Genomic DNA, 22,319 nt, shown 5'->3' on the forward strand with positions numbered 1-22,319 from the left:
AAAATGGTAACAAAAAAGACGAAACAAATGAATAAGAAAATATATACATGGTTGCTGATTCCTGCCATTATTTTGGGGCTGTTTAGCTGTGAATTGGACAGAAAGCCATTTGAATCAATCGAAAAGGACGATGTGTACTCGTCAGGAAATGCCTTGGAAGCATTAACGCTTGGAAACTACGCAATACTAAAAGGTTCTGGTATTGCTGATGGCTATTCATGGGTGAACAACTTCTATCGTTTTGCTGAATATCCTGGTGATAATGTAGCTTTGAGTGGTAGTACAACAGACCCATTAATGTTTATCTATAACTATAAGCGCCAGACTACAGGTTATCGTAAACAATCTTTATGGACCGCATCGTATAAAACAATTGTAGGGTGTAATACGGTTATTGAAAGGGCTGAAGAGGGGGCTTCTGCAGAAATTGACCATATGATTGGGCAGAACTACTTTTTGCGTGGTATGGTTTATTTCTATTTAACCAATGTATTTGGCCGTCCATATAATCAGGATGCAGTTTCTAATTTGGGAGTGCCGTTAAAACTAACAACCGATGTGGATGATCAGCCAGCTCGTTCAACGGTAAAAGAGTGCTATGACCAAATTGTGAGTGATCTGCAAAAAGCAGAGGAATTAATGACGCTTAACCAAACGGCTAGTTATGCTACAAAAGAGGCGGCTCAGGCATTGTTGTCAAGGGTTTTTCTGTATATGGAAAACAATGATTTAGCCATTGAGTATGCTGATAAAGTAATCAACTCAGGACGCTATTCATTGCTGTCAAAAGAGAACTTTAAGAAATACCCAAAGTTCACACCTGATGAAAACAGCGAAACAATTTTTGCATTACGTTATGTGGATGGTGCTGATAACACAGGACAGTGGGACGATTGGTATACTTTCCCGGGAATGTATGCAGCTGTTGATGCGCAGGGTAATCCATCGTTAGACGGTGCAGGATGGGGTGAGTTATATGCCTCAGTAACCTATCGTGACATAGTAGAGGAATGGCCAGATGATGCCCGTGGTGCTTTTGTAACAGCGATGGTTAAGGATGAAAGTAGTAAAGAGTTATACGGTGTGTGGTACGGATTAAATGCCTATAAAAATGATGACTCTGAGGCCATTAAGAAGTATAACAGTTATTTATTTCACCAGGATAAAGTGAATGCAGATATGACTGTTTTAACACAGACATGGACGATTGATACCAATGGTGATGGCAAAGATGAAACCATAACAGAAACATCGCCTATTAAAGCTGAAGTGGATCCTAAGACTGGTGTTACCCATTACACTGTAATGCCTTATATGGTGAATACATCAACTGGTGCCACAACTCAACTGGATGCCCCTGTTAAGCTGCGCATCAATAAAATGCTGGCAACACGTCAGACGTACCCTAAGTACTTTATAACTAAGTGTTCAGGTCAAGAAAGTAAAGGTCACTTGTGGTCACCTGTAGTGGTTCGTTTAGCCGAGATGTATCTCAACAAGGCTGAAGCTTTTGCCAAAAAAGGTGATATTTCAAATGCATTATTAAATGTAAATGAAATCAGAAGAAGAGCAATTGGTGTTGAAGCAGAATATACAGCAAGCGATGTTACAGCTGAAGTTTCAGCGTTAGATTTGGTGCTTAAAGAGCGTCGTTTAGAGTTAGCCTACGAAGGGCATCGTAAATTTGATGTATTCCGTAATGGCCGAACAATGGATCGTCACTACCCGGGCACTCACTTGCGGGGTAATGAGCCATACTATGAAATATTACCAACCTCCTACGATATTGTTGAATACCTTCCTGAAAAAGAAATTCAGGCGCAAATTGATTTGATTCAAAATCCATAAGCAAAGACAACACATAAGAAGACGATTTTTAAATCGTCTTCTTTACTAATCAGATAAGACAGGTGCGTCCTGGCAACTTCAAAAAATGACAGAAACTAAATAATTATGGGATCAGATAGAAGAGCATTTTTAAAAAATATGGCGCTGGGTGCAGGTATTGCGGCAGCCGCCCCTTTAGCAGGTTGTAGCTCTAAGTCAAAAGAGCAAGAAGCCGTTGCATATATACGTAAAAATGCCGAACGCTTGCCAAAAATGGAGTTTAACATGTGCGGGTATGCCGCTCCAAAATTGGATAAGGTGCGTGTTGGTTTTGTTGGTATTGGCGACAGAGGTATTGGTGCTGTCGACCGCATGGGTTTTATCGAAGGTGTGGAGGTAACCGCCTTGTGCGACACCCGTCAGGCAGCCATCGATGGTGCGCAGGCTTCGTTGGCCAAATCAGGCCTGCCAAAAGCTAAAGAGTTTACCGGCAGCGATACTGCTTTTAAAGCACTTTGCGATAGTGGTTTGGTTGACCTGGTATACATTGCGACGCCTTGGGAATGGCACGTGCCCGTGGCTTTAGCAGCCATGAGGGGCGGTAGTCATGCTGCGGTTGAGGTATCAACGGCAAAAACCATGGACGAATGCTGGGAGATGGTAGAGGTATCGGAGCAAACCCGAAAGCATTGCGTGATTCTGGAAAACTGCTGCTACGATTTCTTTGAACTATTAACTTTAAATATGGCACGCCAAGGGGCTTTTGGCGATTTAATTCATGGCGAAGGAGCCTATATTCATGATTTGGACTATTGGCATTTTAACAAGCCAAAGGACGATAAGCCACGCGGTGACGGTGCCTACGATAAGCTATGGCGCTTGCACGAAAACAAACGCATGGCCAATGTGTACCCAACTCATGGATTAGGACCTATTTGTCAGGCCATGAATATTAATCGGGGTGATCGATTGGATTATTTGACGGCCATGATGTCGGACGATTTCACCCTGGCTAACCGCATCAAAGAGCTGGCACCAGACAGGCCCGATTTGCAACAGTTTATTGGTAAGCAAATGCGCGGTAATATGGACATGCAAATGATTCGTACAGTCAAAGGTCGCACCATAATGATTCAACACGATATCAGTTCACCGCGGCCTTATTCACGCATTCACATGCTGAGCGGCACTAAATGTTTTGCTCAAAAATGGCCTTTGGAGCACATTGCTTTTGGTCACGATGTGGCTGACGAGGCTAAAATGAAAGAGTTGCAGGAAAAATATACACCTGAAATTGTAAGACGCATTGGTGAAATGGCCAAGCAGGTTGGTGGCCATGGAGGTATGGATTTTATGATGGACTGGCGTTTAATCGACTGTTTACGAAATGGTTTACCAATGGATATGGATGTATACGATGCTGCCGCCTGGAGTTGCATCACCCCATTAAGCGAATGGTCTATTTTAAATGGGTCGAAGCCAATTGATATCCCCGACTTTACACGCGGTAAATGGAAAACCAATAAGCCGGTTGAGCTCACCCTAAAAGGAGGCGGCACAACAGGGGTTCGAAACCTGAATAGAGCAGATTCAGAAAAGCAATTGTCTGTTTAAGCCATTAGTTATTAACTTGTTTTAACAGGCACGATTGGTGCAACTGAGCCCATGGGGCAAAGGAAGCATCTTGGCGATAGCCTGTTAAAACAACTATAAAGATACACGTAATGAGATTATTAACATCCCTGGTTTTTTCATGGGTTTGTGCGATACTGATGGGCTGTGCCAGTTGCAGTACGGATGACAAAAGTACTTTAGATAGGGAAACGCCAACCATGGGAGTGCGGGTACCGGCAGGAGGCAATACCTGGGTGGTTGATCAGCCTTTCAAGGGCGAGCAGCTAATTAGCGAAGAAGGAATAAGCGGGTGGAGCAGTGCTTCAGATAAATTCCGTATCTACTTTAAACTGCCAAAAGCAGGCGACTTGCATGTAGGACTCAATGCAGCATCGGGCGGTAAACCTTCGGTTGTAAAATGCACTGTAAATGGAGTAACTAAAGAAGTGGACATCAATAGTGTAGATTTGTCATCGCATTTTGCAGGAACCTTTGTAATTGATGCGCCAGGCTACTATTTTGTGGAACTGGAAGGTGTATCCAAAGAGGCAGGTGTTTTTGCTAACGTTAAAGAAGTGCTGCTAGGCGGAGAAGCCACAGAAGGTAACATGTACTTTGTGAAAGACGAGTTTTACTGGGGGCGCCGTGGTCCATCGGTGCACTTAAGCTATATCGTGCCCGAAGCAGCTTCAGATGTTGAGTATTTCTATAATGAAATAACAGTGCCTGAAGGAGAAGATGTGGTTGGCTCATATTATATGGCCAATGGCTTTGGCGAAGGGTATTTTGGTATTCAGGTCAATTCAGAAACCGAACGCCGTGTGTTGTTTTCCGTTTGGAGCCCTTACCATACTGATGACCCCAGTTCAATTCCTGAGGATGAAAAAATTCTTCTTCATAAAAAGGGAGATGGTGTAACAACGGGTGAGTTTGGTAATGAAGGTTCGGGAGGCCAAAGTTACTGGAAGTATAACTGGATAACAGGCAATACCTATCAGTTTTTACTGAAAGCACAGCCTCTGAACGATGGTTACACGCAGTACACTGCCTGGTTTAACGGGCCTGAGCTGAATGATTGGAAGCTAATTGCCAGTTTCAAGCGGCCGAAAACTCAAACCTGGCTAACCAGTCAGTATTCGTTTTTGGAAAATTTCCATACCGAAACAGGAGCCATTAGTCGCAAAGCATATTATAACAACCAATGGGTGCGCGATACAAAGGGGAACTGGCACGAGCTAACTGAAGCTAAGTTTACGGCCGATGCCACTGCTCGTAAAGAGTCGCGCATGGATTATGCCGGCGGTGTTGAAGATGGCGTATTTTTCATGCGTAATTGCGGTTTTTTTAACGAAACAACAAAAATTGATAGCTACCATCAGCGCGAAGCTTTAGGAGTTCAGCCCATAATTGATTTGGAAAAGCTCCCATAGTTTTTTGCAGTCTTTGAAATTGTATAGTCCCTGGTTAATTAAATATTGGCCAGGGATTTTTGTTTTAATTTGAGGAGTTTAACAGTTCCGCATCCTGAAAATTTGATTTAGGCCGCGACCACTATTTGTATTTTAGTGGGTTTCTAGTCCGAGGCATTCATGTTATTTAAGGGTAAATAAGACTATAAAATATCGAGTTAACTTTGGTTCATACGTATTTTCAACAATAAACTATTTTTACTTGCGTTTTCAATGAAGATTAATCTATAAAGTTCATCCAAAAATAAAATGAAGCAATTAATTAGCAGTTTATTCCTACTGGGATTTATGATGCAGCTTGTGTCGGCCCAGAAAACTCCGTTTTTAACCATTGGAGACAAGCAGTTCACGCTGGAAGAGTTTAATTATATCTATGAGAAGAACAATGCGCTCACCCAGCAGCCTGTTTCCAAAAGCGAATACATTGACTTATTTGTTAATTATAAACTAAAAGTAGAAGAGGCCATTGCCTTAGGGTATGATACACTGCCCTCGTTTCAAAAAGAGTTGAACTATTACCGCGATGAGCTGGCTAAGCCCTATCTGAACGATAAAAAAGCTATTGACGAAGTGGTTACAGAAGCGTATGAGCACATGTGCCAGGAGGTTGATGCCTCGCATATTCTTATCACCCTGCCTCCTTCGCCATCGCCGGCCGACACTTTAAAGGCATATACTAAAATTGCTAAAGTAAAGCAGCTACTGGATGAGGGAGCCGATTTTAAAGAGATGGTGCGCACATACTCCGAAGGGCCATCAGCCCAGCAAAGCAATGGCCGTTTGGGCTATTTTACGGCATTTATGATGGTGTATCCATTCGAAAAAGCAGCTTATGAAACTCCGGTTGGTGAAGTATCAGGAATTACCCGCAGCGCGTTTGGCTATCACCTGATAAAAATACATGATAAGCGAAAAAACAGGGGAGAGGTATTGGTGGCACATATTATGAAGGCCTTTCCTTATAACGCCAGTGAGCTTATTCAGAATCAATCGAAGTTGGCCATTGATTCTATTTATCAGAAACTCATGAACGGCGAGTCCTTTAGTTCATTGGTAGCTCAGTATTCCGATGATAAACAAACGGCGTCGAACGGTGGCAAGCTGCCTTGGTTTGGCGTGGGGCGCATGGTACCTGAATTCAGTGAGGCCGCTTTTGCCCTAAGCGAGAATGGACAGCTGTCAAAACCTGTAAAAACACCCTTTGGCTACCACATTATTAAGCGCCTGGATAGCCGTCTTGTAAAGCCTTTGGATGAGTGCCGCAGTGAGATAATGCAAAAAATTAGAAACGATGAGCGGGCGATTGCCGGGAAAAAAGCCACGGTGAAGCGTTTGAAGGCAGAGTATCAGTTTAAAACAGAGCATCCGGGCTTTGAACAATTGAAGAGGTTTGTCCTATCTAATAGTCAAAATGATAAGAATAAGTGGATTGAAAAGCTTAAGACCACCAACTGGTTGATTGCTTCATACGATAGCGGAAAAATTGTATCGGCCGATTTTGCTAAGGAAGCAGCCCGGTTTAATACCCCAGAGGCAGGCATCAGCGAAGCGGTTTTTCAGAAGATGTGGACGTCCTATGCCGATAACCACCTTATTGAGGTGGAGAAAGCGAACCTTGAAAGTAAATACCTCGACTTTAAATACCTGATGAATGAGTACCACGATGGTTTACTGATATTTGAAATTAGCCAGAATGAGGTGTGGAACAAGGCATCCAGCGACAGTACAGGCCTGGTCAATTTTTATGAGAAAAATAAGGCTAATTATATTTTGGACGAGCACTTCGATGGCCGCATCTTCTACTGTAAAACCAAAGCTGCCTATAAGCACTTAAAAAAGCGGCTAAAAAGGGAAACACTGCTGCATGAGGATTCGCTGGATCAATCCATTCGAAAAGAGCTCTTAATTAAGCAAGGGCCATTTTTTAGAGGTGATGAGGCCATGCTCGATAAACAGTTGTGGAAGGATAAAGCGGCCAAAACCGAATCAGCTTATCCCTTTCTGTTAATAGATGGGCAGCTGGTATTAAAACAGGTACAGCCCCTGGAAAATATTAAAGGGCGTGTAATAGCTGATTACCAGGAAGAATTAGAGCAGAAATGGGTAGAGCGGCTAAGAGCTAAGTATAAACCCAGAGTCGACACTTTTGTTTTTGAGTAGACAATGATATACTTTAGCCATACCAATTTGTTTAAACGAATGCAAATGATAGGAAAGTATGCTTTTGCAGGCCTTGTTGCTATGGTCATGTGGCTAACGGCATGTACCCATTCTGGTGATTCAATCAGCGATGAACCATTAGTGCGGATCAATGAAACAATACTAACAAAAGGGATGGTTTATCAGGCCATTCCCGACGGTCTATCCAAGGAAGATAGCGTTATATTTGCGCAGGATTACATCAACAGGTGGATTCGCTCGGAGCTCATGATTAGTAAAGCTGATTTGAACCTCACACCAGAGGAAAAAAATGTTGACCAGCTGCTCGAAGAGTACCGCCGTTCGTTGTTAATCCATCAGTACCAGCAGAAACTGTTGGAGCAAAAGTACAGCCCCTTAATCACTGGTTCAGAAATCAAAGAGTACTATACCGAAATGGTTGATAATTTTAAATTATCGAGGCCCATTATCAAAGGGGTGTTTGTTATCGTGCCACAATCAGCGCCTAATATCAATGTGTTAAAAGAATTATATCGCTCCGATGATTCTGAAGACTTGATAAAGTTAGAAGCCTACTGTTTTCAAAATGCCAAAAAGTATGAAGTGTTTCTCGACCATTGGTTAGTGATTGACGATATTAATAAGTGGCTGCCCGAGCCCATCGACAGGCCTGAGCGTTTTATTAAGAACAACACCTATTACCATACCACCGATTCCTTGTATCAGTATTACTTGTCAATTAAGGAGTATAAACTAAGTAACGAGGTGGCGCCGGTGGAGTTTGTCGAAAGCAAAATAAAAGCCATTCTGCTCAATAAAAAGCGTTTGGAGTTTATTAAGCAGCTGGAAACAGACCTATACGACGAGGCACTGAAAAATAAAAGTATCACCTTCTATTAGTGGTGTTCAATGGGCTAAAAACTTATAAACTATTAGTAATAGCAACAAAAAATTATGTAGGTTTGCAATTGCCTTTTTAGATGCGCATGTATTGGAGAGATGATACAGGTGTTGCATCTGCAAATTAAAGTTGTTTACGAAAAAGATTTACAAATTACTTAATATGAAGAAATTCATTAAGATAAGCGCGTTTCTACTATCTGTTTTCTTTTCATTTCAGACCTTGCATGCACAAAGTAATGTTATTGATGAGGTAATTGCTGTGGTAGGAGATAATGCCATTCTAAAGTCGGATATTGAGCACCAATATGAGCAAGCATTGGTGGAAGGTGCTAATTATGCAGGTGATTTAAAATGCCATCTTTTCGAACAGGCACTCATCAGTAAGCTTCTGCTCAATCAGGCTAAGTTGGATAGTATAGAGGTGGGAGAGAATGAGGTGGTTAACCAGGTTGACCAGCGCATTAACTATTTCATTCAACAGATTGGCGACAAGGAAAAAGTTGAAGAGTACTTTAATAAATCACTGTTGCAGATAAAGCGCGACCAAATGGAAATGGTACGCACACAAATGCTAACACAGCGTATGCAGCAGGAAATAACCAAGAATATAAAGGTGACTACGGCCGATATCAGAGCCTACTATCGTAATCTGCCAAAAGATAGTTTGCCTATGGTGCCTACTCAGTTCGAGCTACAACAGGTTGTATTGCACCCCAAGGTTGATCAGAAAGAGATTGATCGGGTTAAGGCCCAGCTACGTGACTTCCAAAAGCAGGTGAATGAAGGACGTGATTTTGCGACTCTGGCCGTGTTGTATTCCGAAGATAAAGGTTCGGCAACCAGAGGCGGAGAATTGGGGTGGACACCTCGTTCAGGTCTGGTACCTGAGTTTGCCAGCGTGGCCTTTAACCTGCAGGATAAAAAGAAAGTGTCGAAGATTGTAGAATCCGAATTCGGCTTTCACATTATTCAGTTAATCGACCGAAAAGGTGAGCGGATAAACTGTCGTCACATCCTGATAAAACCAAAAGTAAACGAAGCAGCGCGTGAACAAGCGAAGGCTCGTTTAGATACTATCCGGAATTTAATTACTGATGAAACAATGTCTTTTGAGGAAGCGGCTCTGCGTTTTTCCATGGACAAAGACTCTCGCATTAGTGGAGGGCAAATGGTGAACCCTCAAACCGGGACTTCTAAGTTTGAGATGTCGCAAATACCAGTAGAGATTAACAAGCAATTGCAGAGCATGAGCGAAGGAGATATCTCACCTTCTTTCTTTATGTTGGACGAACGCAAAGGGCAGGAAACCTACAGGCTGGTTAAATTAAAGCGCAAGTCGGAGCCGCATAAAGCGAACCTGAAAGAAGACTACCAGCTTTTGCAGTCGATGTTGGAAAATAGCATGCGACAGGAAACCTTGGATAAGTGGATCAGGGAAAAACAACAGGAAACCTATATTACCATTGATAAGAATTGGGTTAATTGTGATTTTAATTATGACCATTGGGTGAAAGAATAAGGTCTTATCAAAGGCCATTGACAACTCCGATACATTTTTGTATCGGAGTTTTTTTATGCTTGTTTTCAGGATTTATTGAAAAAAGACTGGTTGTAGCTTGGCAACAACAAACAAAAATTCCTACATTTGGTTAATTGCAACAAGAGAGGTGTGAGACGAGTAACCTACAGGTATAAAAACTCCCATTTAGAAGCTTATTTTTGGTTAATCGCCCTTGTCTTACTAGCGCTTTCCTCTCCTGAACAAGCAACGCATTACACATTATGTATTTTTAAAAATTTAGGGTTTGATTTTTGCCCCGGATGTGGATTAGGACATGGTATTGCCTTCCTTTTTCATGGACAATTTGCAGACTCCTGGCAGGCACATCCCCTGGCACTGATGGCGGTTGTAGTTCTGCTATTTAGAATATTTAAAATTTTGAAGGACGGTATAATTTATACACAATAACATTTGATGCTATGAACAAAATTTACACCTTATTACCCGAGGTAGAAGGGGAAGAAGCCATCTTCTTGGATTCACTGCTAAAAGATTTAAATGAGGAGCAAGTGCAGAACTTCCTGTTGATTTACCGGGGGCGCCGTAAAGATCCGCAGACTATTCTTTTAACCGCTCTGCTTGGTTTTCTCGGTTTTGCTGGTATTCATCGCTTTTTTATTAACCATATTGGCATGGGAATTTTGTATTTCTTTACTGCTGGTTTGTGCTTTATCGGTACCATTGTCGACCTGGTGAACCATAAGAACCTGGCTTTTGAATATAACCAGCAGGTGGCTCGCGAAATTCAACTATTGATTAGATAAGCAAGATTGTCCAGATATTTTAAAATCCGGTTCAATTGCATAAAAAAACAGGCAAAGCGTTCCAACTAAATAGTTTGCTTTACCTGTTTTTTTGAGTGTTATTTGCGTGCTTTTAGCTGATGATGCAAACCCGTTTAAGTCCTTTTAGGTGGGTAATTTTAATGGTTTCTTTATTCATTTCAATGAGTCCTTCACGCAAAAAATCGTTAAGCGTGCGGCTCACCGATTCTTTCGATGTGCCAATCCAGCTGGCCATGTCGGTACGAGAGATGCGAACCGGAAACTCATGACCTTCTTCAACCTCAAACAGTTCCATTTGTTTGAGCAAAATACTGGCAGCTCTGGCTCTAACCGTTTTTTGGCTCATTGTTATAATTGAGTTACATGTCTCTTTCATTTCTGAGCAGGCTCGTTGTAACATGGTAAAAGCCAGGTTGCTATCAGTTTTAAATACTTCCTGTAGGTTGCGCTCGGGCAGCTCGCACAGAACAGAATTAACCATGCATTCGCAGCCTGTAACTTCTGGTTCATCAGTAAATTGTGAATAATATCCAACAATTTCACCCTCTCTTACCATTCTTACAATCTGTTTAGTGCCTTTGGCGCCGACGCTAAATAGTTTTACCATTCCTTTTTTAACCAGATAGGCTGTTTTGGCTTTGCTATTGGCATCGTATATTACTTCACCGGTTCTATACATTGAGCATTTATCAAATGAAGTGAATATCTGACCGTTGATTTCCGTTGTTATTTCCATTTGCTTCATTTGTGGTTGTGTGACTTCTAAGTTTTAAAAAAAGAGGCACTGATTATAAATAATAGCACCCCTATTAACTCAAACCTTTTGTACTTATTAAGACACTCTAAACCTCAAAATGGGTGACAGGCGGATATAAAATTGATACTAAAAAAGGGAATCGTTAACGATTCCCTTTGGTATAGTCAGATGCTTGACTGTTATATATTTTTCATACTTAGCTGAATACGTTTACGTATTCGATCAATCTCAAGCACTTTCACTTTTACTTGCTGCTGTAGTTTAACCACTAAATTGGGGTCGCTAATGTACCTGTCGGCCATTTGCGAGATATGCACCAGGCCATCCTGTTTCACGCCAATATCGACAAAGGCACCAAAGTTGGTGATGTTAGTTACCAGCCCCGGCAGCACCATTCCTTCATGAAGATCGTCAATTGAATAAATCCCTTCAGCAAATTCGAAAGTTTTTATTTCACTGCGCGGATCGCGGCCTGGTTTGTCCAGTTCTTTCATAATGTCGGTAAGCGTTGGCAGTCCAACCGTTTCAGTGACATAGCTGCGCAGGTTAACCTGGTCGCGCAATTGTTTGCTGCTGATAAGGTCGTCAACCGTGCAGCCCAAATCAGCCGCCATCTGCTTAACCAGCTTATACGATTCGGGGTGTACAGCGGTATTGTCTAATGGGTTTTTGGCATTTTGAATGCGTAAGAAACCGGCTGCCTGTTCAAAGGCTTTAGCGCCCAGACGAGCCACCTTTTTAAGCTTATCACGCGATTCGAAAGGTCCGTTTTCAGTCCGGTAATCAACGATATTTTGCGCCAGTTGAGGCCCTAACCCCGAAACATAAGTCAGTAAGTGCTTACTGGCTGTATTGAGGTTAACACCAACGGAGTTAACGCACGACTCAACAACAGTGTCCAGTGATTTTTTAAGTTGTGTTTGATCAACATCGTGCTGATATTGCCCAACACCAATGGATTTGGGATCTATTTTTACCAGCTCCGCCAATGGATCCATCAGCCGTCGGCCAATCGAAATAGCACCGCGCACGGTCACATCGTGGTTAGGAAATTCTTCGCGAGCCACCTTCCCGGCTGAATAAACCGAGGCGCCATCTTCGCTAACCACAAAAATTTGAACTTGATGCTTTAGTTGCAGGCCTTTGGCAAAAGCTTCTGTCTCTCGCGATGCCGTGCCATTTCCTATGGCAATGGCTTCTATCTGGTGCTTATCAATTAATGAGGTTATTGTTTGAGCCGATTTTTGGTACTGGTTCTGCGGCGCATGGGGATAAATAGTTGTATTATCCAGCAGGTTGCCTTGTGCATCCAGACACACCACCTTACAGCCGGTGCGATAGCCGGGATCCAGTGCCAGAACTTTTTTCTGACCCAATGGGGATGCTAGCAGCAGTTGTCTTAGGTTCTCTGCGAAAACGCGGATGGCTTCGGTGTCTGATTTTTCTGCAGATAACTTGGTAAACTCGGTTTCAATAGAAGGCGCCAGCAGGCGTTTATAGGCATCGGCAACGGCATCGGCAACTTGCTCAGATGCATTGGTGTTCCCTTTTACAAAAAAGCGCTCCAGCCTGTGGATGCTGCTTTCTGCATCGGGGCTTATCGACAGTTTCAGGAACCCTTCTTTTTCGCCCCGCCGCATGGCCATAAAGCGGTGTGAAGGACAGCGCTTAAGCGATTCGCTCCATTCAAAATAATCCTTGTACTTTGCTCCTTCTTCCTCTTTGCCCTTCACAACTTTGGAGGTTATTGTTGCTTCTTTATCAAATACTGAGCGAACAATTTCACGGGCTACCTGATGCTCGTTTACCCATTCTGCCACAATATCACGCGCTCCCTGCAGGGCCTCATTCACATCGGCCACCTCATCATTGACGAAGGCAGCTGCGCGCCCCTCTATGTCGCGCTCATATTGCTTCATTAGAATTTTGGCCAACGGTTCGAGCCCTTTTTCCCTGGCCTTAACGGCTCTTGTTTTTCGTTTAGGTTTGTAAGGCAGGTAGATGTCCTCCAGCTCCGTGGTGTTATAGCAGTTTGTTATTTTTTGCTCTAACTCTGCGCTTAAGGCGCCTTGCTCGTCAATCGACTTCAGGATGGTTTCTTTCCGTTTTTCGAGTTCCTGAAGCTTTTCGTATCGCTCCTTAATGGCGCCAATCTGCAACTCATCCAAGCTGCCAGTCATTTCTTTTCGGTAGCGGCTTATGAATGGAATGGTTGCTCCTTCATCAAATAATGTAATTGTGTTTTGAACACCTTTTATGGGCAGGTTTAACTCCTGCGCGATTAGTTGTGTTAATTGCATGTGGTTTGATGGCACTAGATGGGTCTTAGCTGTTATTGGCTAAAACGGATGATTAATCTTTTTTGCTGGGTTTTCCAGGTTTCTTGTTAAAATTCTTTCGATTATTTCCCGCCGGCTTTCTCTTGTTTCCATTTCCTTTGTTTCGCTTTCGCCCCTTTAGGAGCTCTTCGGGGTTATAAACAGGTGCTTCACCAAGCTCAGGATTAAGGGGGATTTTGTAGATATTAGTTTCAATTAAGCGCTCAATTTTATGGAACTCTAATACCTCTTTGTCATTAATCAGGGTGATGGCAACTCCTTGTGTCTGTGCCCTGGCTGTACGACCAACACGGTGCACGTAATCTTCGGCATCGCGCGGCACATCAAAATTAATCACCAGGTCAATTTTTTCAATATCAATACCTCTGGCAATAATATCGGTCGCTACCAGTATCTGAATATTTCTGTTTTTGAAGTCGCGCAGTACATTTTCCCGTTCAGCCTGTTCCAGGTCGGAGCTGATGGCTTCGGCATTAAAGCCATTGCCTTTTAATGAGCGGGCAATTTCTTTAACCTTTTGTTTGGTGGACGAAAAAATAATAATGCTGGGTAAATCTTTATCTTTTAACAGGGAGTTGAGCAGTGGAATTTTTTGTGTGTCGTAAACCATGTAGGCTGCCTGTAAAATTCCTTCCGCAGGCTTGCTTATAGAGATGTTTACCTCATCAGGATCGACCAGAATATTTTTAGCCAGCTCCCTGATTTTAGGGGGCATTGTTGCCGAAAACATTAGTGTTTGTCTCTCTTTGGGCAAGTATTTAACTACTTGCATAATGTCGTCAAAAAAGCCCATGTCGAGCATGCGGTCAGCCTCATCTAAAATTAAATGTTGCAGCGTGTCCATGCTCACATAGCCCATGGTCAGATGCTGAATCAGTCGGCCGGGAGTTGCAATAACAATATCGGCCCCTGTTGTGAGGGCATTTTTCTGCCTGTTCCATTCGCCCGAATCGTTCCCACCATAGATGGCTGTTGAAGAGACGTCGAGAAAGTATCCAAAGCCTTCCATTTGTTGGTCAATTTGAATAGCCAGCTCACGGGTTGGAACCAGAATAAGGGCATTAATTTTATTATGACCGTTTCGTACCAGCTTATCTAAAACTGGCAACAGATAGGCGGCCGTTTTTCCGGTTCCTGTTTGAGCGCAGGCTATCAGGTCTTTGCCTTCTTTTATAACCGGTATGGTTTGTTCCTGCACTGGCGTTGCTTTCTCAAAACGCATGGCGTTTAGTCCGTCCAGCAACTCTTCCGAAAATCCAAATTCTTTAAATTCCAAGGTATTTGTTTTACTATAATTATTCTACATAAACAACCAGCCCTTTGAGGTATTCTCCTTCGGGATGGTAAATATCAACCGGGTGATCGGCCGGTTGTGTGAGCTGTTGCAGTACCCTTACTTTTCGTCCTGCTTTGGCGGCTGCCGAGAACACCATTGTTCTGAATTGTTCTTTGGTGATGACCTGTGAGCAGGAAAAAGTAAACAGGATGCCGCCTGAACGAATTTGTTCCAAGGCTTTTGCATTGAGTCGGCGATAGCCTTGAAGCGCATTTTTTACCACGTTAATGTGTTTGGCGAAGGCCGGAGGGTCCAGAATGATCAGATCGTACTTATCTTTAATTTTATTCAGGTACTTAAAAGCGTCGACAGCAAATGCTTCATGCCGCTTGTCTCCCGGAAAGTTAAGTTCAACGTTTTCGTTGGTTATTTGAATTGCACGCTCCGAACTATCGACTGAATGAACGAGCTTGGCGCCGCCTCGCATGGCATAAAACGAAAAACCACCGGTGTAGCAAAACATGTTAAGCACCTCACGGTTGGTGCTGTAGTGTTCAATTAATGATCGGTTTTCGCGTTGGTCAACAAAAAAGCCTGTTTTTTGACCTTTTTCCCAGTCAACTTTAAACTTTAAACCATTTTCGAGTGCAACCTTCTCTGTGCTTCTGCCAAAAATATAACCGTTAATCGGTTCAATATCGGCTTTATAAGGCATGGTTCCCTCTGACTTATTAAATATTGACTTAAGCTGATCGCCCATTACCTCTTGAAGGGCTTTGGCCAAGGTGTCTTTTACCAGGTACATGCCCACGGTATGCATCTGCATAACGGCAGTACCATTATAGAAGTCAATAATTAAGCCAGGCAGATAATCCCCTTCGCCATGTATCAAACGGTATGCATTGGTTGATTCGTTGTTTGCCAGACCTACTGCCTTTCGCAGTTCATAGGCTTTTCGAATGCGCTCTTTCCAAAAGTTATAGTCAATAGGTGTTTGCTCAAACGTAAGTACCCTTACCGCAATTGAACCTATAATGTAATGGCCGGTTGCCAGAAAATTATCCTGACTGTCTAAGATATCAACAATATCACCTTCGATTAATTCAGGTCCTTTTACGCCTTTAACGGCTCCTGAAAAAACCCATGGGTGAAAACGGCTTAAGCTTTGTTCTTTTCCTTGTTTGAGAACTAATTGTGGACGTTCTGCCATTAGTGCTATTATTATATTGTTTGTGCCGGTGTTGCCGGAAACGCTTCCTGTAATTTATTAAATAATTCAATTGCTACCCAGGCATCTGTTGCCGCATAAAGTATCTGTCCTTCTGATAAATGAGGAGCCTCCCAATTGGAGAGTCGCTGACGCTTGCTCACTCTGATCTTCAGAACCAAGCCCGCCAGTTTTTTCAAACTAGTATCTTCAATACCCACTTTTTTTACGTGGTCTTGTATTTCAATAAATCCAGCTTGCTTAAAAGGTGTTAGTCTGTTCAATCCTTTAATATCATCTCTGATGCCTACCCCAACTTTCTTAATTTTAGGGTTAGATAAGAGGCGAATAAGTGCGGGGTGAAAGCCCGTTTTATTCAGTCGGAATAAATATGCTTTTTTGTTGGTGGCTAATTGTAGGAGTGCTACCTGGTTTATTTTTCCTTTTTGAAACGAAGGTCTGGTTTCTGTATCAAATCCAATGCATGTGTGTTGCTCCAGCTCATTTACCAGGTTTTCAATCACATCATTGTCTTCAATGACATCAACGCGCCCATCAAAGTGTTTTAAAGGCAATTGGTTCAATTCTTCTTTTGTAATGGTTTTCTCCATTTAAATTTTCGTTGGCTATTTTACAGTAGTGGGGACGGTTCATTGTTGTCATCCTGCCAGTCTTGTTGCATTCGGTCATACCAGTTATCCCTTTGCTGATTACTTTGAAAAGTGTCTTCACCTTCTTCTTCCTCCAGCGGCTCATCACCATAAAGAATAGCGTGTAAGGCTCTTAATGTATTGACCAGTTTTTGTCCCCAATAAAGTTCAAAATTACTGACTACTTCGGCGAGCGCATCATTCATTATTTCGGTAACGCCCAATCGGTAGGCCGAGATGAAGTCTTTAATATCCTGATAGATGTCTGTCAAGTCTTCCGCTATAAATGAAATAACCGGTGTGTCGCTTCTTTGCATATCCGCGGTGAATACCTCCAGATAATCATTAAAGCGTCCTAGTTTGCTGGTTACCGCATCTAAAACGTGAGTGTACATCATTTCATCCACTGTTTTTTCAATACTGTCTTCCAGCTCACTTTCTACCTTCGGTAATACAGAGGCTTTCAGATAAAGAAGAGGGATGATACGGGTTGCTACGGTTACAAACTGTTGTCGGTTAAGCTCATTTGTCGATTCCAGAAACGTGCAGTATTCCTTGGCAACAGTAACAAATTCAATAACATTTTTAGAATAAACGGTGTGCTCAAATGCTTCTTCCATACTAAATAATCACCCTAAGTTGAGACAATGCAGATTTGACGTTAAATGGCAAAAGTAAAAAAAATTAGTGACTAATCTTTGAGAGTAGCCTATAAACAATTAACAGCGTGGTGTAAGTCATCCAAACGGCCGGTATGCAACAGGCCGTTTAGCTAACGCAGTAGCAAGAGATAGAACTATTGAGCTAAGGGCCGGAAGTGTTGGAGAAAAATACTACTTTTGCATTGCTATGTTCATAAGCAAAACTGTTTGGCAACAAATTTTGGATTAAAAAACGACAGATGGATAAAGAAGCAGTTAGTTTGGGCTTAATGTACAAAAATTTGATTGGTCGCTTGAAGGGATTGGTTATTAGCCCACAGAAAGAATGGAGTTTAATATTCTCTGAGCGAAAAACAATCAACGAAGTGCTGGCTCAGTTTAGTTTTCCGTTATTAGGCGTTTATACAATTACAATTTTTATTGGCTACTTGCTTAGTCATCAGGTATTGGATTTTGGAACAGCACTAAAACAAGCTGTTTTTACTTTTTCATCAAACTTTTTTGGCTTATATGCAGGCTATTTCATTCTTATTAAGCTTGCGGGATTAATGAAGTCGGATGTTGAAAAGGAAAAGTTGTTTCATCTTTTAGCATATGCTGCCGGCATCACTTATATAACCGGGAGCGTGATAGCTCTAATCCCTGAAACGATTGTTATTGCAAGTTTAGTTAATTTGTATGTGATCTACCTTGTTTGGCAGGCGGTTACCGTTATGAAGCCGGAAACGGATGATAGCCGCATTGGAATGAGCATTATAATTAGTTTACTGATTCTAGTAATTCCAGCATTAATAAGCCGATTGTTTGTTTTTATAAGTAATCTGACCGTATGAGTTTACCAACATCACGCATCAACATAAGAAATAAAAGAGCCACATTTGATTACGAACTGATCGAACGTTTTAAGGCCGGGGTTCAGTTGGTGGGAACCGAAATTAAATCAATTCGTTTAGGCAAGGCCAGTTTGGTGGATTCCTACTGTTACTTTGTTAAGGGAGAGTTGTGGCTCAAAGGTATGCGTGTATCCGAATATTTCTACGGGACATTTAATAATCATCAACCCGAGCGCGAACGCAAACTGCTGCTTAAAAAGAAGGAGCTGCAAAAGCTGGAGCGAAAAACAAAAGAATCAGGCTTAACCATTGTGCCCGTCAAGCTGTTTTTTAATGAGCGAGGTTACGTGAAGGTTGAGATTGCTTTGGCAAAAGGAAAGAAGCAACACGATAAACGTGAGACGCTTAAAAGGAAAGATGCCGGTCGGGAAATGGATCGTGCCCGAAAAAAATACTAAATCACTGCTTCTTGACGCAACCTCTTTTTTCTTATTCCATCTAACAGGCAAATATATTTTGATGAAAAGATGGGTTTAAATTCGGTGACAGAGCAGTTTTTTATTCAGTTTCAGGGTGTAATAACTTTTTCTCAACAAACAAACTGATTAAGGGTTGCTGTGAATGATCTTAAGGACATAATAAAAGGATGTCAGAAAAGAAAAGCTTCTGCACAACGGCTATTGTATCAAACATTTGCCCCAAAAATGTTTGCTGTTTGTTTGCGGTATTGTAAAGACCGAACAGAAGCTGAAGATTGTTTACAGGAAGGATTCATTAAAGTATTCAATAACATTGATAAGTATGGGTTTAAGGGTTCATTCGAAGGATGGATTCGACGCATTATGGTGAATACTGTGATTGAAATGTTCCGCAAAAAACAGCCTGAGTTATTAGTTGATGAATTTCCTTTACTAACCGAGGGAGGAGAGGAGGAGGTCTATGACTCTTTGTTTTCGCACGAAGAGTTGATGGCTATGGTTCAGGAGTTACCACCCAAATATAAACTCGTTTTCAACCTGTATGTTCTGGAAGGGTTTTCTCATGCAGAGATATCAGAAACATCTGGCATCTCCATTGGCACATCAAAATCCAACTTGGCCAGAGCGCGCCAATGGTTACAAAAGAGTATCGAACACAAATTGTCAGAGAAAAAACAAGTGGTATGTTAAAAAACGAAAAGAACATAGATGCTGTTTTTAAGAGAGGGTTGTCCGACTATGAAGTCGTTCCGGAAGGGTACGTGTGGGACTCGATAGAGAAAACACTAGGTCATCAGCGCCAACAAAAAAGAGCGTTGCTTCTTTGGATAAGTCTTGCTGCTGCTTGCATTGTTGGCCTGATAGGTCTTTCTGTTGGCTTGCTTTTCAGGGTGAGTGAACCACTCAAGGAGTCAACAATGATTGTAATGGAACCGGCCCTTGGAGAAAAAGCAGTGGATAGCGAACAGCGCCTGGTTTTAGGAGAAACGCAGCAGGCACTGGCTAGCGGGCAGACTGATGTTGAAGTGAATAAAAGTAACATTGTAAGCACTGCTGCCGGTGCTCGGGAAGAAAAGCAAGCGGATGTTAAGCAGTTTGCTATTGAGGGTTTTAAAACAAACTTACCTTACTTGGCTTCTAATACCGAGGTGCAAATTAAACACGATTATAAGATCAACGAGCAACTAAAGCAGGAAGTAAAAAAGCAGGAGTACTATCCGCTTTATTACCCATCGGCCCCATCTGCCCGTGAGAAGCAGAAAGCCACCATAAGTATTGGAGGAGTGGTATCGCCTGCTTTTAGTTCCAAGGTTAGTTATGGCAGTGGCCCTCAGAATTACCTCAAATCAAATGTTGCCATTGATGAAAGTGGAATCAGCTCATTGGGTGGTGGCGTGCAGGTAAGAGTGAGTAAAGGGTCGCGTTGGAGTTTCGAATCAGGTGTACTCTACTCGCAGGTTGGTCAGTCGGTCGAAAGTGTGACAAAAATGAGTGCCGGTAGTGCCTATACGCAGAGTTCTCCCGGTAGGGCAGCGGTATATAATTCATTGGGGAATGTTATTGCCAGTGAAAATTTTTCGGAACAGCAGGTGAGTGCAGGTGGCGCAAATCTGATGGAAGAGGCCGTGATGAATTATGATAATGCCAAGGGTTCCCTCAAGCAGACGCTGGATTACATCGAAGTGCCCGTGATGGCCCGCTACTCGTTGTTTAAACAATTTCCTTATTTATCAGTTGCTGGTGGTTTTAGTTCCAATTTCTTAGTGGATAATACGGCTTACGCGATAGACGGGAGTGGCCGTGATAAAATAGGGGAAACCAGTGATATAAAACCTTTTGTAATTAGTAGTTCTGTTGGTGTTGGGATTGATATACCTGTTACTAAAGCATTAAGGCTGAGTTTCGAACCGCGTTTTAAATACTTTCTTAACTCAGTAAGTTCTAATGATAATCGAAGTTTTCAGCCCTACTCGTTTGGTGTATATGGCGGACTTACATTTGTTGTCAAATAGGTTACTTTAAGGATTCAATCATTTCATAATAAACCCCTTTTTTCTTGAGGAGCTCTTCTGGTGCGCCCACTTCAGCTATTCCGGCATCCTGCATAACGACCACAATATCCGCCAGTTTAATAGTGGAGAGACGGTGGCTGACGATAATGGCTGTTTTATCTTTGGTGATGTCTTTAAAGTGCTCAATCAGCTTGGCCTCTGTGAAAGCATCCAGTGAACTTGTAGGCTCATCAAGAATAATTAGTTGAGCATCGGTATTGTAAAACGAGCGGGCCAATGCCGTTCTTTGCCATTCGCCTCTGCTCAGCATCTGGCTGCCTTTAAAAAGAGTACCAAGAAGCGTATTGAAACCATTGGGTAGCTTGGAAAAAAGTTCTTTAATACCTGCTTTATGGGCTGCCTCTTCAATGGCATTTTTATCGGCGAGATGCCTTGTGTTGCCAAATCTTACGTTATCGCCGGCACTCACATTGTATAGTGTAAAGTCCTGAAAGATGACCGATATGTGCTTCGACAGCTCTTCCTGATTAATGGATTGCCAATCGGTATTATCTACCAGTATTTGCCCGTTGCTGGGTTGGTGAAGGCCGCTTAGTAACTTAACCAGAGTTGTTTTTCCACAGCCATTTCTCCCAACCAGAGCTACCGTTTTGCCTTTAGGGATGCTTAGGTTTATATCCTTCAAAATCCAATTGTGGGTATTGGGGTACCTGAAGGATACATTTCTAAACTCAATGGCTTCTTGTATTGGAGAAGGGAACTGTTTGCTTGAATGTGATTTTGAGATCGCAATATTTTTAAAATCAATAAAATTTTTGAGGAACAGGTTATCTTCGTAAAGAGCGCTGAGGCTATTTAAAAGTCCTTGCAACAAAGCATAAGACCTTTGCAGTGCCAAAAAATACATGGCCATTGAGCCACTGCTGATTTGGCCTGCTGTTGTTTGTTGCACCACGTAAGCAATAATTAAAAGTAAAATCAGGGTTGAAAACACCTGCACGGCCACTTCGTATGCAGTTTTTGATTTTGCCAGTGCCCATTGCTTGTTTCGCAAATCCTGTTTAAAATACTCATATTCGTTTTTAAACGTTGGGCCAAGGTTGAACACCCGCAGTTCTTTGGCAAAATCTTTTGCCGTGAGTAGGCGATTGAAGTAATGAACTCGTCTTTCGTCTTCGGTATGTTCCTTTCTGTATTGGTATATTTTTCGGGTGAAACCAATTCTGAAGTAGAAAATTGGCGCCCCTGAGATAATCAAAAGGGGAATCATGGCCCAGTGAATGTGGCTTAAAATAATCAGTAATAGCAAAAGCGTAAGACTGTTTTGTCCCAATTGAAGAATGCTGTTGAACACCCTTGCCGGTCTGAAATTGGCATCATTCAGGGCTCTGTAAAAAGTGTCCTGATAGTTGGCGTCTTCAAAGTATTTATACTCAATGTTAATCGTTTTTTGATGGATAATGTTTTGTACATAGTCGTTTACAAAATGGCTTTGGCGCTCTCTGACTAAGCTGCTTACCGATCCGCTAATGGCATTGAGGAGGAAAAATAAGGCCGTTAACCCAATGGTGAAATACAGATGCTGAGAAGTGGTGTTGGCACTGCTGATGTGGTTGCTCACCACATCGATAAGTTGCTTTACCACATAGAGTAGCAATAAGGGGATGGAGCCTCTTATAATGGTAATGAATGCATTGATGATTGTCCATTTGGGCGAACTTTTGTAAACAATCCGCAACGATTCTAAAAGATGATTGAGAGATAGCTTGTTGATGCTTTTCATTC

At 42.2% G+C, this 22,319-nt stretch carries 19 protein-coding genes; 12 read left to right on the forward strand and 7 right to left on the reverse strand.

Annotated features, from left to right (window positions below; genetic code table 11):
- The first annotated feature begins 27 nt into the window (after nt 1-27).
- The 8 genes from ACSX1H_RS09860 to ACSX1H_RS09895 all read left to right on the forward strand — a co-directional run bounded on the left by ACSX1H_RS09860 (nt 28) and on the right by ACSX1H_RS09895 (nt 10,298).
- Nucleotides 28-1,848 carry a RagB/SusD family nutrient uptake outer membrane protein gene (locus ACSX1H_RS09860; RefSeq protein WP_439183696.1) on the forward strand — a complete coding sequence of 607 codons (1,821 nt, stop codon included), beginning with the start codon at nt 28-30 and terminating at the stop codon, nt 1,846-1,848.
- A 105-nt stretch (nt 1,849-1,953) separates the two neighbouring features.
- Nucleotides 1,954-3,441: a Gfo/Idh/MocA family protein gene (locus ACSX1H_RS09865; RefSeq protein ID WP_439183697.1), complete on the forward strand. Its 1,488-nt coding sequence runs from the start codon at nt 1,954-1,956 to the stop codon at nt 3,439-3,441.
- Nucleotides 3,442-3,551: 110 nt separating this feature from the next.
- Nucleotides 3,552-4,871 carry a DUF3472 domain-containing protein gene (locus tag ACSX1H_RS09870; protein ID WP_439183698.1) on the forward strand — a complete coding sequence of 440 codons (1,320 nt, stop codon included), beginning with the start codon at nt 3,552-3,554 and terminating at the stop codon, nt 4,869-4,871.
- A gap of 288 nt (nt 4,872-5,159) precedes the next feature.
- The gene (locus tag ACSX1H_RS09875) at nt 5,160-7,070 is read left to right on the forward strand and encodes a peptidylprolyl isomerase (RefSeq protein ID WP_439183699.1); all 1,911 of its coding nucleotides are present in this window, start codon (nt 5,160-5,162) and stop codon (nt 7,068-7,070) included.
- A 45-nt stretch (nt 7,071-7,115) separates the two neighbouring features.
- Entirely contained in the window at nt 7,116-7,970 is an 855-nt protein-coding gene (locus ACSX1H_RS09880) for a hypothetical protein (RefSeq protein ID WP_439183700.1), read from the forward strand.
- A gap of 163 nt (nt 7,971-8,133) precedes the next feature.
- Nucleotides 8,134-9,492 carry a peptidylprolyl isomerase gene (locus ACSX1H_RS09885; RefSeq protein ID WP_439183701.1) on the forward strand — a complete coding sequence of 453 codons (1,359 nt, stop codon included), beginning with the start codon at nt 8,134-8,136 and terminating at the stop codon, nt 9,490-9,492.
- 150 nt (nt 9,493-9,642) lie between these two features.
- Nucleotides 9,643-9,942, forward strand: coding sequence for a DUF2752 domain-containing protein (locus ACSX1H_RS09890; protein ID WP_439183702.1), 300 nt, complete (start codon nt 9,643-9,645; stop codon nt 9,940-9,942).
- 11 nt (nt 9,943-9,953) lie between these two features.
- Nucleotides 9,954-10,298, forward strand: a complete 345-nt coding sequence (locus ACSX1H_RS09895) for a TM2 domain-containing protein (protein WP_439183703.1) — start codon at nt 9,954-9,956, stop codon at nt 10,296-10,298.
- Nucleotides 10,299-10,410: 112 nt separating this feature from the next.
- Here ACSX1H_RS09895 and ACSX1H_RS09900 read toward each other — a convergent pair whose 3' ends face one another.
- From ACSX1H_RS09900 to ACSX1H_RS09925, 6 genes are all read right to left on the reverse strand, one after another.
- The gene (locus tag ACSX1H_RS09900) at nt 10,411-11,055 is read right to left on the reverse strand and encodes a Crp/Fnr family transcriptional regulator (RefSeq protein WP_439183704.1); all 645 of its coding nucleotides are present in this window, start codon (nt 11,053-11,055) and stop codon (nt 10,411-10,413) included.
- Nucleotides 11,056-11,255: 200 nt separating this feature from the next.
- Complete coding sequence (locus ACSX1H_RS09905) at nt 11,256-13,376, reverse strand: Tex family protein (RefSeq protein ID WP_439183705.1); 2,121 nt, start codon at nt 13,374-13,376, stop codon at nt 11,256-11,258.
- Between the two features lie 52 nt (nt 13,377-13,428).
- Entirely contained in the window at nt 13,429-14,691 is a 1,263-nt protein-coding gene (locus ACSX1H_RS09910; protein WP_439183706.1) for a DEAD/DEAH box helicase, read from the reverse strand.
- Nucleotides 14,692-14,710: 19 nt separating this feature from the next.
- On the reverse strand, nt 14,711-15,901 hold the full coding sequence (locus tag ACSX1H_RS09915; protein WP_439183707.1) for a class I SAM-dependent rRNA methyltransferase: 1,191 nt from the start codon (nt 15,899-15,901) through the stop codon (nt 14,711-14,713).
- 11 nt (nt 15,902-15,912) lie between these two features.
- Entirely contained in the window at nt 15,913-16,509 is a 597-nt protein-coding gene (locus ACSX1H_RS09920; RefSeq protein ID WP_439183708.1) for a 3'-5' exonuclease, read from the reverse strand.
- A 20-nt stretch (nt 16,510-16,529) separates the two neighbouring features.
- On the reverse strand, nt 16,530-17,168 hold the full coding sequence (locus tag ACSX1H_RS09925) for a DUF5063 domain-containing protein (protein WP_439183709.1): 639 nt from the start codon (nt 17,166-17,168) through the stop codon (nt 16,530-16,532).
- Nucleotides 17,169-17,449: 281 nt separating this feature from the next.
- Here ACSX1H_RS09925 and ACSX1H_RS09930 point away from each other — a divergent pair, with 281 nt between their 5' ends.
- From ACSX1H_RS09930 to ACSX1H_RS09945, 4 genes are all read left to right on the forward strand, one after another.
- Nucleotides 17,450-18,043 carry a YIP1 family protein gene (locus tag ACSX1H_RS09930; RefSeq protein WP_439183710.1) on the forward strand — a complete coding sequence of 198 codons (594 nt, stop codon included), beginning with the start codon at nt 17,450-17,452 and terminating at the stop codon, nt 18,041-18,043.
- Entirely contained in the window at nt 18,040-18,501 is a 462-nt protein-coding gene (gene smpB, locus ACSX1H_RS09935; RefSeq protein WP_439183711.1) for an SsrA-binding protein SmpB, read from the forward strand. The genes ACSX1H_RS09930 and smpB overlap by 4 nt, the downstream gene beginning before the upstream one ends.
- A 159-nt stretch (nt 18,502-18,660) precedes the next feature.
- On the forward strand, nt 18,661-19,212 hold the full coding sequence (locus tag ACSX1H_RS09940; protein ID WP_439183712.1) for an RNA polymerase sigma factor: 552 nt from the start codon (nt 18,661-18,663) through the stop codon (nt 19,210-19,212).
- A complete protein-coding gene (locus ACSX1H_RS09945) occupies nt 19,206-20,534 on the forward strand; it encodes a porin family protein (protein ID WP_439183713.1) in 1,329 nt (442 codons plus the stop codon). Before ACSX1H_RS09940 ends, ACSX1H_RS09945 begins: the two co-directional genes overlap by 7 nt.
- Before the next feature lies 1 nt (nt 20,535).
- Here the strand turns inward: ACSX1H_RS09945 and ACSX1H_RS09950 are convergent, their stop codons facing one another.
- Entirely contained in the window at nt 20,536-22,317 is a 1,782-nt protein-coding gene (locus tag ACSX1H_RS09950; protein WP_439183714.1) for an ABC transporter ATP-binding protein, read from the reverse strand.
- Nucleotides 22,318-22,319: the final 2 nt, after the last annotated feature.

It is taken from the genome of Carboxylicivirga taeanensis, from assembly GCF_051851475.1.
GTDB lineage: Bacteria > Bacteroidota > Bacteroidia > Bacteroidales > Marinilabiliaceae > Carboxylicivirga > Carboxylicivirga taeanensis.